At 62.2% G+C, this 13,038-nt stretch carries 12 protein-coding genes; 8 read left to right on the top strand and 4 right to left on the bottom strand.

Annotated features, from left to right (window positions below):
- The 7 genes from ACYVDE_RS05785 to recJ all read left to right on the top strand — a co-directional run.
- Positions 1-404, top strand: a 404-nt coding sequence (locus ACYVDE_RS05785) for a type III pantothenate kinase (protein ID WP_460500536.1), incomplete at its 5' end; no start/stop codon positions are given.
- Complete coding sequence (locus tag ACYVDE_RS05780) at positions 391-1,722, top strand: hypothetical protein (RefSeq protein ID WP_460500535.1); 1,332 nt, start codon at positions 391-393, stop codon at positions 1,720-1,722. The genes ACYVDE_RS05785 and ACYVDE_RS05780, both read left to right, overlap by 14 nt.
- Before the next feature lie 27 nt (positions 1,723-1,749).
- Complete coding sequence (gene lptC / locus ACYVDE_RS05775; protein ID WP_460500534.1) at positions 1,750-2,301, top strand: LptA/OstA family protein; 552 nt, start codon at positions 1,750-1,752, stop codon at positions 2,299-2,301.
- Between the two features lie 24 nt (positions 2,302-2,325).
- Positions 2,326-2,589, top strand: a complete 264-nt coding sequence (locus tag ACYVDE_RS05770; RefSeq protein ID WP_460500533.1) for a hypothetical protein — start codon at positions 2,326-2,328, stop codon at positions 2,587-2,589.
- Between the two features lie 174 nt (positions 2,590-2,763).
- On the top strand, positions 2,764-4,887 hold the full coding sequence (locus ACYVDE_RS05765; protein ID WP_460500532.1) for a SurA N-terminal domain-containing protein: 2,124 nt from the start codon (positions 2,764-2,766) through the stop codon (positions 4,885-4,887).
- 216 nt (positions 4,888-5,103) lie between these two features.
- Positions 5,104-6,936: a tetratricopeptide repeat protein gene (locus tag ACYVDE_RS05760; RefSeq protein ID WP_460500531.1), complete on the top strand. Its 1,833-nt coding sequence runs from the start codon at positions 5,104-5,106 to the stop codon at positions 6,934-6,936.
- Positions 6,937-7,224: 288 nt separating this feature from the next.
- Positions 7,225-8,964, top strand: a complete 1,740-nt coding sequence (recJ, locus tag ACYVDE_RS05755; RefSeq protein ID WP_460500529.1) for a single-stranded-DNA-specific exonuclease RecJ — start codon at positions 7,225-7,227, stop codon at positions 8,962-8,964.
- Between the two features lie 70 nt (positions 8,965-9,034).
- Here the strand turns inward: recJ and ACYVDE_RS05750 are convergent, their stop codons facing one another.
- Both ACYVDE_RS05750 and ACYVDE_RS05745 read right to left on the bottom strand, forming a co-directional pair.
- On the bottom strand, positions 9,035-9,394 hold the full coding sequence (locus tag ACYVDE_RS05750) for a DoxX family protein (RefSeq protein WP_460500527.1): 360 nt from the start codon (positions 9,392-9,394) through the stop codon (positions 9,035-9,037).
- 115 nt (positions 9,395-9,509) lie between these two features.
- Positions 9,510-11,081: an efflux MFS transporter permease gene (locus tag ACYVDE_RS05745; RefSeq protein WP_460500525.1), complete on the bottom strand. Its 1,572-nt coding sequence runs from the start codon at positions 11,079-11,081 to the stop codon at positions 9,510-9,512.
- A gap of 70 nt (positions 11,082-11,151) precedes the next feature.
- Between ACYVDE_RS05745 and ACYVDE_RS05740 the strand changes: the two genes are divergently transcribed.
- Positions 11,152-11,520 (top strand): four helix bundle protein, encoded by a 369-nt coding sequence (locus tag ACYVDE_RS05740; protein ID WP_460500524.1) that lies wholly within the window; start codon positions 11,152-11,154, stop codon positions 11,518-11,520.
- Positions 11,521-11,583: 63 nt separating this feature from the next.
- Here the strand turns inward: ACYVDE_RS05740 and ACYVDE_RS05735 are convergent, their stop codons facing one another.
- On the bottom strand, positions 11,584-12,696 hold the full coding sequence (locus ACYVDE_RS05735; RefSeq protein ID WP_460500522.1) for an HlyD family secretion protein: 1,113 nt from the start codon (positions 12,694-12,696) through the stop codon (positions 11,584-11,586).
- 56 nt (positions 12,697-12,752) lie between these two features.
- Positions 12,753-13,038, bottom strand: a 286-nt coding sequence (locus tag ACYVDE_RS05730) for a universal stress protein (protein ID WP_460500520.1), incomplete at its 5' end; no start/stop codon positions are given.

Below are 13,038 nucleotides of genomic sequence, written 5' to 3'. Positions count from 1 at the left end.
CGCTCGTCATCGACGCAGGCACGGCCCTGAAATTTGACCTCGTGACGGCCGACGAAACCTACCACGGCGGCAGCATCGGGCCCGGGCTGGCCATGCGGCTGCGGGCGCTGCACGCCTTCACGGGGCGGTTGCCCCTGCTGGAACTGCCCGCGGCCGATGCAACGATTCCGCTGGTGGGCGACTCCACTACCGGGAGCATGCTGAGTGGCGTCGTGAACGGCATGGTGGCCGAAATCGAAGGCTTACTGGCTCAGTACCGGCAGCGGTACCCAGGTCTGGGAGTGGTGCTCACCGGGGGCGATGCCGCCTTTCTGGCTGCCCGGCTCCCGAAGTGTATCTTTGTTGTCCCCGAGCTGGTACTGCTCGGGCTAAATCGGATTTTAGCGTATCATGTTGACAAATAAAGTGGTGGATGGCCGGGTGCTGGGGATGCTTTTGGCGGGCCTGGCTACCGTTGCGGCCAGCGGCGCGCAGGCGCAGGGCCTGGGCAACTCGCCGTACTCGCGCATTGGCCTGGGCGAATACAACGCCAATACCGGCGGGGTACGCCAGATGGCCATGGGCGGCACGGGACTGGCTGCTCCCAACTCAGTGAATGTGAACGAGCTGAACCCGGCCCTGCTGTACTACACTGGCCGCACCACGTTCGAAGCCGGCTACACCGGGCAATACAAAACGGTGAAGAATGCGACGGCTTCGAGCCGCAGCGGGAGCGGCACGCTGGGCTATTTTGCCATGTCGGTTCCGCTGGCTTCGCGTTGGGGCGCGGCCGTAGGACTGAAGCCCCTGAGCGCGGTGGACTACGAGTCGAATATCATTCAGGACGTAACCGGCGAGCCCGGCTCAAAATCGCTGAAGCAATACAAAGGCACAGGCGGCGTTTCGGAGGCTTATTTTGGCCAGGGTGTGCGCCTCACGAAGGGCCTGACCGTGGGTTTCACCGCTTCGTACCTGTTTGGCACGGTTGACGAAACGGTGGGCACCACGGTACAGATTGTCAATAGTACCGACCCGCTGGTGAAATCGGTGGACCGCCAGCACACGCGCTACTCCGACTTTGCTTTTCGGGCCGGGGCACATTATCGCCAGAAGATTGTCAAGTCGCTGAACCTTAATCTGGGCGGGGCATACAGCTTTGGCCACTACCTGCGCGGCCAGCAGACGAACACGCAGGAGCGGGAAGACGCCGCTACCGGCTCCCTCAACAGCGCGCCGACGGTGGTGAACGATGGCCGCGGTAGTACCTACGTGCCCGGCCTGGCCCAGGCCGGCGTGAGCCTCGATAACGATAAAAACTGGAGCCTGAACCTTGATGTGTCCCGGCAGGAATGGTCGAAGTTTACGAGCTTCAATACCACGGGGCCAGCCCTGAGCAACACAATGCGCGTGGGCCTGGGAGGCGAAATTGCCCCCGACCCTGGCTCCGTGGAGCACTACTTCCAGCGGGTAACCTACCGCGCCGGCATTAGCATGGCGCAGCTGCCCTACCAGCCGGGCGGTAAAATGCTGTACGACCGGGCCGTGAGCTGGGGCTTTGCATTTCCGATGCCCACGGCCTCGGCCCTGGAATCGACTACGCTCAGCCTGAGCTTCATTTACGGGGTGCGCGGCAATACCGACATCGTGAGCAGCGGCGCCAGCAACGTGCAGGAAAGCTACATTCGGGGGCAGCTGGGTGTGACGCTGAATAACCGCTGGTTCATCAAGCGCCGGTTGCAATAACCGGTCAATCAAGTGCTTATCACCTGCATGCGCAGCTATGGCTTTGGTGCGGTGGTGCTGGCAGGGCTGGCACTGGCCGCGTGCGAAAAGAAATCGGTTGCCGGCCCGCAGCTGCTGTACACCGGTCCGCTGATGGAAACCACCAACGTGGTGGAGCTCATCAGCGACTCGGCCAAGTTAAAATTTCAGCTCACGGCGCCGCTGCAGCAGCAGTTTGAAAACGGCGACTTTGTGTGGCCGAAAGGGGTGAAGGTGACGTTTTATTCGGCCGATGGCAAGAAAACAGTCGTCAATACCCTCACGGCCAAGTACGGCAAGTCGGATAAAGCCAAGAACCTCTATATCATGCGGGGCGACGTGCGGGTGGCTAACGTGCCCAACCAGCAGAAGATGAGCACCGAAGAGATGTTCTTTGATAAGAATAAGCAGCTGATTTACACCGACTCGGCCATGTTTGTAAAAGTGGAGACACCCACCGAGTACATCGACGGCTATGGGCTGACGGCCAACCAGAACTTTTCGCGCTACAGCATTAAGCGGCCCACCGGCATCCTGGCCAAAACGGGGGCCGGGCTGTAACCCAGGGCGTCTATTCTTCGGCTTATGAAATTTGATAAAGACCTGTTGCGCACCGTGCTGTTTGCCGTGGGCGTCGTGGCAGTAGTCATTGGCATCTACCAGACCTTGCTCTTCAACGACCTGATGCGCAACTACTGGATTTTTATGGTGGCGATGGCCTGCTGGATGCCGCTGCTCTACTGGCGGCAGCAGGAGCGCCTGGCGGCTAAAATTGCCGAGCAGGAAGCCAAGCTGGCCCGGCAAAAGCAGGCCCGCACCCCGGCGAAATCGAGCAAAAAGCGGCGCTAAGCCGAACGCCCTAAGCAAAAGGCAATTCGCTGGAATATGGCCTGGTAGCTTGCCGATGCCCCATTATTGTTTCGGATGGGCGGCTAAAAACTGGTAATGCTTTGATTGCCGGCCAAATTCTGGTTATTTTGCGCCTCTTTTGACCAACACGGATTCGATTCTCTACACAAGTAAATGGCTTTAATTAACACGATTCGGGAAAAATCTGGCTGGGCGGTAGGTACCGTCGCCGTCGGGATGCTGCTCTTTATTGTGGGCGGCGACCTGGTGGGCGGTAAAAACCGCCTTTTCAATCGCAACGACACCGTGGTGGGCGAAGTAGCCGGCCAGAAAGTGGAGCTCGAGCAGTACAATGCCGCCCTGGAGCAGGCCAAGCAAGCGTTTGCCGCCCAGCAGGGCCGCCAGCCCGACGACCAGGCCATGAGCTACCTCCGCGACCAGGCCTGGAACCAGACGCTCTATAAGCTGGCCTTCCAGCCCGAGTGGGACAAGCTGGGCCTCACGGTGAGCGACGACGAACTCGTGGACATGGTGCAGGGTGACAACGTGGCCCCCGGCATCAAACAGGCCTTTACCGACAAAGCCACCGGCCAGTTCGACAAGGCCCGCCTGATTGAGTACCTGAAGAACCTCGACAAGCTGCCCCCCGAAAACCAGGCCGCCTGGCGTAACTTCGAAGCCAACCTGCCCGCCGAGCGCATCGCCAACAAGTACAACGCCCTGCTGAAAAACTCGGTGTATGTGACGTCGGCCGAAGCCAAGCGCTTTAATGACAACCAGAACACCAAGGCCACGGTGAAGTACCTGTTCGTGCCCTACGGCAGCATCTCCGACTCGGCCGTGAAGGTGACTGACTCGCAGCTGCAGGCCTACCTCGACAAGAACGCCGCCAAGTACAAAGTGGAAGCTGGCCGCTCGATTGAGTACGTGACCGTGCCGGTGGTGGCCTCGAAGGAGGACAGCGCCAACGTGCGCGCCTCGATGGCCGAGTTGGCTACGCAGTTCGCTTCGGCTCCCGTCGATTCGCTGTTCGTATCGGCCAACTCGGAGCAGCCCTACAACAAGAACTTCCGCTCGCCGGCCGACCTGCCCGAGGAGCTGCGCAAGCAGCTGCCGTTGACGCAGGGCAAAATCTATGGCCCGTATGCTGAGGCCGGTACGTATTCGCTGTACAAGGTGACCGGTGTGGGTACCGGCAAGGAGCCCGCCGCCCGCGCCAGCCACATCCTCATTAAGGCCGAAGGCACCACGCCCGAAGCGAAAGCCGCCGCGAAAGCCAAGGCTCAGGATATCCTGAACAAAATCAAAGGTGGTGCTGACTTCGCCGCCATGGCCCGTCAGTTCGGTACCGATGGCACCAAAGACCAGGGCGGCGACCTTGGCTGGTTTGGTAAGGGCCGCATGGTGCCCGAGTTCGAGAAAGCCATTTTCGGCGCTACGGCTCCCGGCCTGCTGCCAAACCTGGTGGAGACGTCGTTTGGCTACCACATCATCAAAATCACGGCCGCACCCACCAAGCAGACCTACCAGGTGGCCGAGGTGAAGAAAACCATCACCCCAAGCGAAGCCACCTACGACGCGGCCAACAGCCGCGCCAACGAGCTGCGGGCTAAAATCACCGACCTGGCCAGTTTCCGCGCCGAAGTGGCCAAGGACAAAACCCTGCAGAAGCAGGAAGCCAAGAACCTTGATGCCAACGCCAACGCCGTGAACGGCCTGCAAAACGCCCGTGAGGTGGTGCGCTGGGCCTTCGGCCACGGCCCGAACGGTAGCACCGCCAAGGTAGGCGACGTGTCGGATGTGTTCACGGTGGGCGACCAGTTCGTGATTGCCGCTCTCACCGACGAGCGCACCAAGGGTACCGCCACGGTAGCTAACCTGCGCCCTGAGCTGTCGGCGCTGGTGCGCAACGAGGAGAAAGCCAAACTGATTATGGCCAAGCTGCCCAAGACGGGCACGCTGGAGGAAATGGCCTCGAAGTATGGCCCCACCGCTCAGGTAGGCACTGCGCCCGACGTGGTGCTCGGCCAGGGCAGCATTGCCAACGTGGGCTTCGAGCCCCAGGCCGTGGGCAAAGCCTTCGCGCTGAAGCCCGGCCAGCACTCGGCTGCCATTCAGGGCGAGCAGGGGGTGCTGGTGGTGGAACCGGTGAGCATTGCGCCCGCCGCTCCGGCCGGTGACCTGAAAGCCATTCGCACCCAGCTGACGCAGCAGCGCGCCCAGCAGCAGGACGGCAAGATTTACGAGGCAATTAAGGCCCATGCCAACGTGCAGGACAACCGCGCTAAGTTCTTCTAAGCCGCGCCAAACTGAAGCTTGAAAAGGGCCGTACCTTCGGGTGCGGCCCTTTTTCGTTGCCCGCAGGGTGGGCCTGGCGGGTTTGCGTAATGGTGGAATGGTGAAGGTCCCCGGCGCAAAAGCCAGTTGAACGAAGCGGGTTGATGCGTACGTTTACCCTCCGCAACCTGCCTGCCTTGCCGCCATCTGTACCGGGTGCTCTGATTGTTGAAGCTTATGCGTCCTTCGATTCTGTTATTTGCCGCCGCCCTTGCGCTGAGCGTGACCGCGCAGGCCCAGCCCGGCCGGAGCGGGGCTTGGGTGCCCGCCAGCAGCACCAATCTGGCCCAAGACTATGCTCGCCGGGGCGAGCATGAAAAAGCAGTATTTCTATTCGAGAAGCTGCCCGTTGAAGAGCAGGCAAGCGCGGCGGTGTTTCCGGTGTACCTGGAGTCGCTGCAGGCGCTGAAGAAGTACAAGGACGCCGAAAAGCTGGCGAAAAAAGCCATGAAGCTGCGGCCCGATGATGCTACGCTGCCCGTGACGCTGGGTGCGGTGTATCAGGCCGCCGGCAACGCCGCGGCCGCCGAGAAACAGTGGCAGAAGGTGGTGGCCCAGCTCACGCCTGCGCAAGTGCTGCCGGTGGCCGCCGAGTTTGCCCACCGCGAGCTGCCGGCCTGGACGGAAAAAACCTACCTGCGCGGCCGGGCGCTGGCCAAGAACGATACCGAGTACGCGCCGCAGCTCATTCAGCTTTATACCCAAACTGGCAACCAGCCGCAGGTGCTGGCCGAAACCCTGCGTCTCGTGGCCCAGGACGACCGGCAGCTGCCCTTTGTGCGCAACATGCTGCAGAACGCGCTGCACGAGGAAAAAGACTTCGACGCGCTGGAAAAACTGTTGCTGACGGCCGTGCAGGACAAGCCCGACCAGGCTGCCTACAGCGAGCTGCTGCTGTGGCTGCAGATGCAGCGGCACGATTTCACGGGCGCGCTGGTGCAGGCCCGCGCCCTCGACCGCCGCGCCCGGAGTGGCGGCGTACGCGTGCTGGAATTGGCCGCCATCGCGCAGCAAAATAAGGACTACGAAACGGCCATCGAAGGCTTCGATTATGTAGCCAAAGAGTACCGCAACGGGCCGTATTACACCGCGGCCCGCCAGCGCCTGCTGCAGGCCCGCGAGGCGCAGGTGCGCGACACCTACCCCGTGGACCCCGCCAAAGTGCGCGCGCTGGTGACGGAATACGACCAGCTGCTGGCCGAACTGGGCCGCAACGCCAACACGGCATCCATCATCCGCAGCCTGGCCAACCTTTACGCCTTCCAGCTGAACGACCGCGCCAAGGCCATGACACTGCTGCAGGAAGTCATCGACATGCCCCGCGCCAGCGACGAAGTGGTGGACGAGGCCAAGGTGACGCAGGGCGACCTGTACCTGCTGAAAGGGGAGCCCTGGGAGGCTACGCTGCTGTATTCGCAGGTGGAAAAGTCGCACAAAGACTCGCCACTGGGCTACGAAGCCAAGCTGCGCAACGCCCGCCTGAGCTACTATGCCGGCGATTTTAAGCTGGCCCAAAGCCACCTCGACATCCTGAAAGAGGCCACCACCCGCGAAATTGCCAACGACGCCATGCAGCTCTCGCTGCTGATTCAGGACAACACCGTGGAAGACACGCTGGGCCTGGGCCTGAAAGCCTACGCCGCCGTGGAGCAGTTGGTGTTTCAGAACAAGCTGCCGGAGGCCATTAAGGGCCTCGATGCGCTGTTGGAGCGTTTCCCCGGCCATTCCTTGGCCGATGATACCTACTACCTGAAAGCCCAGCTGCAGCGCCGCACCGGCGACTTCGCCGGAGCCGTGGCCACCCTGGAGCGCATCACCAACAACCCCAAAGCCGACGTGCTGAGCGACGACGCACTGTTTCTGCTGGCTCGCATTCAGGAGGAGGACATTAAGGATAAGGTGCAGGCGCAGGCACTCTACAACCAGGTCATCACCAAATTTCCGGGCAGCATTTACGTGGCCGAAGCCCGCAAGCGCTTCCGCAAGCTGCGCGGCGACGGGGTGCAGTAGGGGAGAGCGTAGCCCACAGCCTTTGCTGCAGCCCGTGCAGAATTGCTGCCTCAGCAAAGGCTGTGGGCTACGTCCTTCTACCGAAACAATACGAACATTAGCGCCAAAACCAGGATGAACGTGCCGTACATGAGCACGTCGGTGCCAATGTACTGGCGGTACTGGCGGTAAAAGTCGCGGAGCTTGCGCATGAGGCTGAGAGGGAGCAGGAGCGGGGCGCAAAGGTACGGCGGCCGGTGCGGGGCGAGGTTTGGTCGTACTTTTGAAGTCATTTAGACGACGTATCCGATGCCCATATCCGCTGCTAAGCGCTGGAATTTTATTGCCCCACCCGACCCGGCCCAGGTTCACGCCCTCACCGAGGCCCTCTTCATTGCCCCGGAGATTGCGGCCCTGCTGGTGCAGCGCGGCGTTGCCACGCCCGAAGCAGCCGCGGCTTTTTTCCACCCCGACCTGCGCCAGCTGCCCAACCCGCTGCTGATGCGCGACATGGACCGCGCCGTGGCCCGCCTGGCCCACGCCCTGCAGGCCGGCGAAAAAGTGCTGGTGCTGGGCGACTACGATGTCGACGGCATTACCTCGGTGGCCACGGTGATGAGCTACCTCACCCCGCTGTTCGGGGCCGAGCGCCTGCGCGACTATATCCCCGACCGCTACACCGAGGGCTACGGCATCTCGGCGAAAGCCGTGGACACGGCCGCCGATAACGGCTTTGCGCTGATTGTGGCGCTCGACTGCGGCATCAAGGCCGTGGAACAGGTGGCGTATGCCACCAGCCGGGGCGTAGATTTCATCATCTGCGACCACCACTTGCCCGGCGACGAGCTGCCGGCCGCCGTGGCCGTGCTCGACCCCAAGCGCGCCGACTGCCCGTATCCGTACAAGGAACTGTCGGGCTGCGGCGTGGGCTTTAAGCTGATGCAGGCGCTGGGCGAGCACCTGGGCCTGCCCAAGGAGCCGCTGCACGATTTGCTCGACCTCGTAACGGTGAGCATCGCGGCCGACATCGTGCCCATTACCGGCGAAAACCGGGTGCTGGCGTCCTACGGCCTGCGCCGCTTCAACGAGGATGCCCACTTGCTGCGGCCGGGCTTGGCCGCGCTGCGTGAGCTGGCTACGCTGCGCGAAGGCTCGCTCGGTATCAGCAGCTTGATTTTTGGTTTTGCGCCGCGCATCAACGCGGCCGGGCGTATGGGCGATGCCCGCCGCGCCGTGGCCATGCTGCTGGCCCCCGACCAGCAGGAAGCCCGCTATACCGCCGAGGTGGTAGACCAGATGAACCAGCAGCGCCGCGGCTCCGACCAGCACACCACGCAGGAAGCCCTCGACATGATTGCCGGCGACCCGGTGCTGCAAAACGCCCGCGCCACCGTGCTCTACAAGGCCGACTGGCACCAGGGCGTGCTCGGCATCGTGGCCTCGCGCTGCCTCGACCAATACTACCGCCCCACCGTCATTCTCACGCAGCGCGATGGCAAGGCCACCGGCTCGGCCCGCTCGGTGGCCGGCTTCGACGTGCATACGGCCCTGGAAGCCTGCGCGCCGCTGCTCGACCAGTTTGGTGGGCACCGCGCCGCCGCCGGCCTTACGCTGAAGGTGGAAAACGTGCCCGCCTTCCAGCGGCAGTTCGAGCAGGTGGTGGCCGATACCCTCACCACCGAGCACCTCGTGCGGCCCGTCGAAATCGCGGCGGTGCTGCCCATCGGGCGCATCACCGAGGAGTTTTTCGCCGAGCTGCACCGCATGGAGCCATTCGGCCCCGGCAACCCCAACCCGGTATTTGCCTCCCAGCGGCTGATTGCCGTGCCGCACAGCGCCCGCATTGTGGGCACCGGCCACCTCAAGCTCCGTCTCGCCTCGGCCGATACGCAGGGCCCGGCCCTCGACGCCATTGGCTTCGGCCTGGCCGACTATCTGCCTCGCATCGAGGAGGGCCAACCCTTCAGCGCCTGCTACACCATTGAAATGAACGAGTACCGCGGCCAGCGCACGGTGCAGCTGCGCCTGCTGGATGTGCGCTGGGAGTAGTTTTAATGGTTGAGGGTTGAATGTTGAGTTAAAAGACAGTTCCTGTAACTCAACTTTCAACCCTCAAAACTCAACCCTTCATCACCTTCCACACCCACCACAGCAGTGGCAGCTGCAACGGCAGCCGGCCCCAGGCAACCCAACTTGGAATGTGCAACTGTTCGTGGATGAGGGCCATGTATATGTTGGCGGGAAACACGGCCACCAGTAGCGTCAGCAGGCCCCAGCCGGCCAGCCGCCGCGAGCGGCTCCATAGTAGGCCCAGGCCGCCCAACACCTCGCATACGCCACTGAGGTACACCAGCAGCAGCGGCTGCGGCAGTTGCGCCGGCATAATGGCCAGATAAGTGGCCGGGCGCAGAAAATGCAGCACGCCCGCACCTACGAATAGCAGGGCCAGCGCGTAGCGGCTGAAAAGGCGGAGTGTCATGGCCGCGAAAGTAAGCTCATAATCGAGCGGGATTGTTGCCCCGGCTGTTACACGAAAAACCCCGGCGCTGGAGGGCGCCGGGGTTTTTCGTGAATTGAAAATAGCACGTGGTCGCTTAGTGGGCCGCGTTCAGGTCGACGGCGGCACCGGGCTTGTTGCGCTTGATGAGCAGCACCAGCGGCACGCAGGCCATGAAGAACAGCCCCAGGCCCGAGAACACCTGCGCGTAGGTGATGATGGATACCTGCTTCATCAGAATGCCTTCGAGGGCGGCGTAGGCCTGCTGCTTGGCTTGTTCGAGCGGGAAACCGCGCGACACGAAGTTTTGTGTGAAGGCCTGGATGCGCTGGGCCGTGGCCGCGTTGTAGAGCGAAATATTGGGTAGCAGCGCCACCCGGTTCTGGGCAATGCTGCGTTCCAGATACGTGCCCACGATGGCCACGCCAAACGAGCCGCCCAGCTGGCGAATCATACCGGTGAGGCCGGCGGCCTGGCCCGCGTCTTTGCCCTGCAAACCGGCCAGGCTCATGGTGGTAATGGGCAGGAAGATGAGGCCCAGGCCCACGCCGCGCACGATGAGGGGCCAGAAGAAGTCGCTCTCGCCGGCCGTGGGCGAGATGCGCGAGGCAATCCAGAACGTGAAGAAGAAGAAGATGGTGAAGCCAATGGGAATCATCAGCTTCTGGGGCACGCCCTTCACCAGCAGGCGGCCGATGATGGGCATCATGAAGCCCGAAGCCAGCGCGCCCGGTAGCAGCAAATAGCCCGTTTGGGCGGCCGTGAAGCCCAGAATGCGCTGCGTGAAGATGGGGAACACAAACACCGAAGCAAACAGGCCGAAACCCAGCACGAACGACAGGAACGCGCCCACCGCCAGGTTGCGGCTCTTGGTGAGCACGCGCAGGTCGACAATCGGAGCTTTGGCCGTGAGCTCGCGCCAGATGAAGCCCAGCAGGCCTACTGCGGCCAGAATCGAGAAGAGCACAATGGTGGAGTCGTCGAACCAGTCGTTGGTTTCGCCCTGCTCGAGCACGAACTGCAGCGAGCCCACGCCCAGAATCAGCAGGCCAATGCCGGCCCAGTCGATTTCGCGTAACGGCCGCGGAATGGCATTCTTGATGCGCTCGGGGTCGCGAATGAACAGCGCCGTGAAGATGGCCGCCATGATACCCACGGGCACGTTCACGTAGAAAATCCAGGGCCAGTCGTAGTTGTCGACGATGTAGCCGCCCAGCGTGGGCCCGATGGTGGGCCCGATAATCACGCCCATGCCAAACAGGGCCTGCCCCAGCGGCAGCTGCTTGGGCGGGAAGGTATCAATCAGAATAGCCTGCGAGGTGGCCATGAGGGCGCCGCCGCCCACGCCCTGCACAAAGCGGAAGGCTACCAGCTCCCACAGGTTGGTGCTCTGCCCGCAGGCCATCGAGGCCAGGGTGAAGAGAATCACCGAAAAGAAGAAGTAGTTTTTGCGCCCGAACTGCTCGGCCAGAAAGCCGGTCATCGGAATCACAATCACGTTGGCAATGCCGTAGGAGGCCACCACCCAGCTCACTTCCTGTTGCGTGGCCGAGAGGTTGCCCATCATCTGGGTCAGGGCCACGTTCACAATACTGGTATCGATGAGCTCAAGCAGTACGCAAAGCACCACCGTCACCACGATAATCCATTTTCTAAAACCGGTTTCCATCTGTGAATGAGTGATTGAGTGAATGAGTGAGGTCGCTTAGCGTCTTCGCTCTTTCATTCATGAAGTAGTTATGGATAATTTGCCGAAAGCAGCTTTCAACGAGGCGTTTAGGAGCCGTACGAAGGCTGCCGCGCTACGCGTAATCCGGTTGTATCAGCAGTTGCCCCGTAGTGGTGAAGCCGACGTATTGGGGAAGCAGCTGCTGCGTTCGGCCACTTCCGTTGCCGCCAATTACCAGGCGGCGTGTCGCGGCCGCTCGGGCGCCGAATGGTATGCCAAGCTGAGCATTTGTGTGGAGGAAGCAGATGAAACCCAATTATGGCTGGAGCTACTGGGCGATGCTGCAATTTTTCCTAAAGTCAAGCTGGCAGACCTGGAAAAGGAATACCTCGAGATTGTATCAGTGCTGGCCACCGCCCGAAAATCTTACGAGCGGTGAATGAGTGAATGAGTGAGTTGGGTAACTTTTTTCAACTCACTCATTCACTATTTCACTATTTCACTATTTCACCGCCACCACGGCGTTCACGCTCATGCCGGCGCGCAGCGGGTGCTGCGGGTCTACTTTGTCGAGGGCGATGCGCACGGGGATGCGCTGCGTCACTTTAACGAAGTTGCCGCTGGCGTTGTCGGGGGGCAGCAGGGCGAAGCGGGCGCCGGTAGCGGCCGACAGGCTCTCGATGTGGCCCATAAACTCCTCGTTAGGGTAAGCATCTACCTCCAGTTTCACCGGCTGGCCCACTTTCATGTCTTCCAGCTGGGTTTCCTTGAAGTTGGCCACTACCCAGGTGCGGGCGCTGCCCACAATGCCGAACAGCTGCTGGCCGGGGCCCACTACCTGGCCGGGCTGCACGTTCTTCTTGCTGATGATGCCATCCTGCGGGGCCGTGATGGTGGTGTAGCTCAGCTGCAGCTTGGCGTTGTCGAGGTCGGCCTGGCGCTGTTTCACCACGGCTTGGGCCACGGCAATCTGCTGCTGGGCGGCGGCCACTTGCTGGCGGGCCACGCTCACCTGGTCGGTGGCGGTGGCGCGCTGGGCGGCGGTGGCTTTCAGGTTGGCCTGCACGGCATCGTACTCACTCTGCGGAATGATGTCCTGCTTGCGGAGCAGGGCGCTGCGCTTGAGGTCCTTCTGCAGGCGCTCCTGGTTGGCCTGGCTTACACCAATGCCGGTTTGGGCGGTGCGCACGTTGGCCGAGGCAGTGGCCACGCCGGCGCGGGCGGCCGTTACCTGCGCCTGGGCGGCGAGGAGGGCGGCTTCGGCCGCGTTCACGCGCTGCTGGTAGTCGGCCGGGTCGATGGTGACGAGTACATCACCCTTTTTCACGGGCATGTTATCGTCTACTTTCACTTCGAGCACCGGGCCGCCCACGCGGGGTAGCACGGGGTACACGTCGCCTTCTACTTGCGCGTCGTCGGTGCTTTCGTGCGCTTTGGCAAACTGGTAGCGGGTGAAGCCGTAGTAGCCGCCAGCCAGCAGCACCAGGGCCAGAATAATGAGAACAAGCGGGTTGCGCTTCTTGGGCTCCTCAAGCGGCTCGGTTTCGGTCGAGGCCGCGTGCGGGTACGGAGCGGGGGCGTTGTGCGCGTCGGGGGCGGTTTGGGTCTGAGCCATTGTAGTAAGTATTCGGAGCGGTGTTTTTACGAGAAAAGAGAAGAACAGCGGCCCGCTTAGGCGGCCGTCGGTTCGGAGGTGAGGGGCGCGCGTACCAGCAGGGTGGCGCACCGGGCGGTGCGGAGCACGATTTCGGCGGTAGTACCCATCAGGAAGCGCGTGAGGCCGGTCTGGCCGTGTGCCCCAATAACAATTAAATCAGCCTGTTGGCGGTCGGCTTCGGCCACAATCTCCGGGGCTGCCTCGCCGCGGACCATGCCGGTGTGCACCTGCGTCACGCCGGCTTCCTCGGCCACGGCCTGCAGGCGCTGCATGCGGGCTTTGCACGGGGCAAACACCGTG

It is taken from the genome of Hymenobacter agri (assembly GCF_054778495.1).
The sequence above is the reverse complement of the archived record's forward strand: the minus strand, read 5'-3'. Positions and strand labels throughout refer to the sequence as shown.

Coding starts and splice junctions, on each gene's coding strand:
- ACYVDE_RS05780 (WP_460500535.1), top strand. CDS start 391: ATGTTGACAAATAAAGTGGTGGATGGCCGGGTGCTGGGGATGCTTTTG.
- lptC (WP_460500534.1), top strand. CDS start 1,750: ATGCGCAGCTATGGCTTTGGTGCGGTGGTGCTGGCAGGGCTGGCACTG.
- ACYVDE_RS05770 (WP_460500533.1), top strand. CDS start 2,326: ATGAAATTTGATAAAGACCTGTTGCGCACCGTGCTGTTTGCCGTGGGC.
- ACYVDE_RS05765 (WP_460500532.1), top strand. CDS start 2,764: ATGGCTTTAATTAACACGATTCGGGAAAAATCTGGCTGGGCGGTAGGT.
- ACYVDE_RS05760 (WP_460500531.1), top strand. CDS start 5,104: ATGCGTCCTTCGATTCTGTTATTTGCCGCCGCCCTTGCGCTGAGCGTG.
- recJ (WP_460500529.1), top strand. CDS start 7,225: ATGCCCATATCCGCTGCTAAGCGCTGGAATTTTATTGCCCCACCCGAC.
- ACYVDE_RS05750 (WP_460500527.1), bottom strand. CDS start 9,394: ATGACACTCCGCCTTTTCAGCCGCTACGCGCTGGCCCTGCTATTCGTA.
- ACYVDE_RS05745 (WP_460500525.1), bottom strand. CDS start 11,081: ATGGAAACCGGTTTTAGAAAATGGATTATCGTGGTGACGGTGGTGCTT.
- ACYVDE_RS05740 (WP_460500524.1), top strand. CDS start 11,152: ATGGATAATTTGCCGAAAGCAGCTTTCAACGAGGCGTTTAGGAGCCGT.
- ACYVDE_RS05735 (WP_460500522.1), bottom strand. CDS start 12,696: ATGGCTCAGACCCAAACCGCCCCCGACGCGCACAACGCCCCCGCTCCG.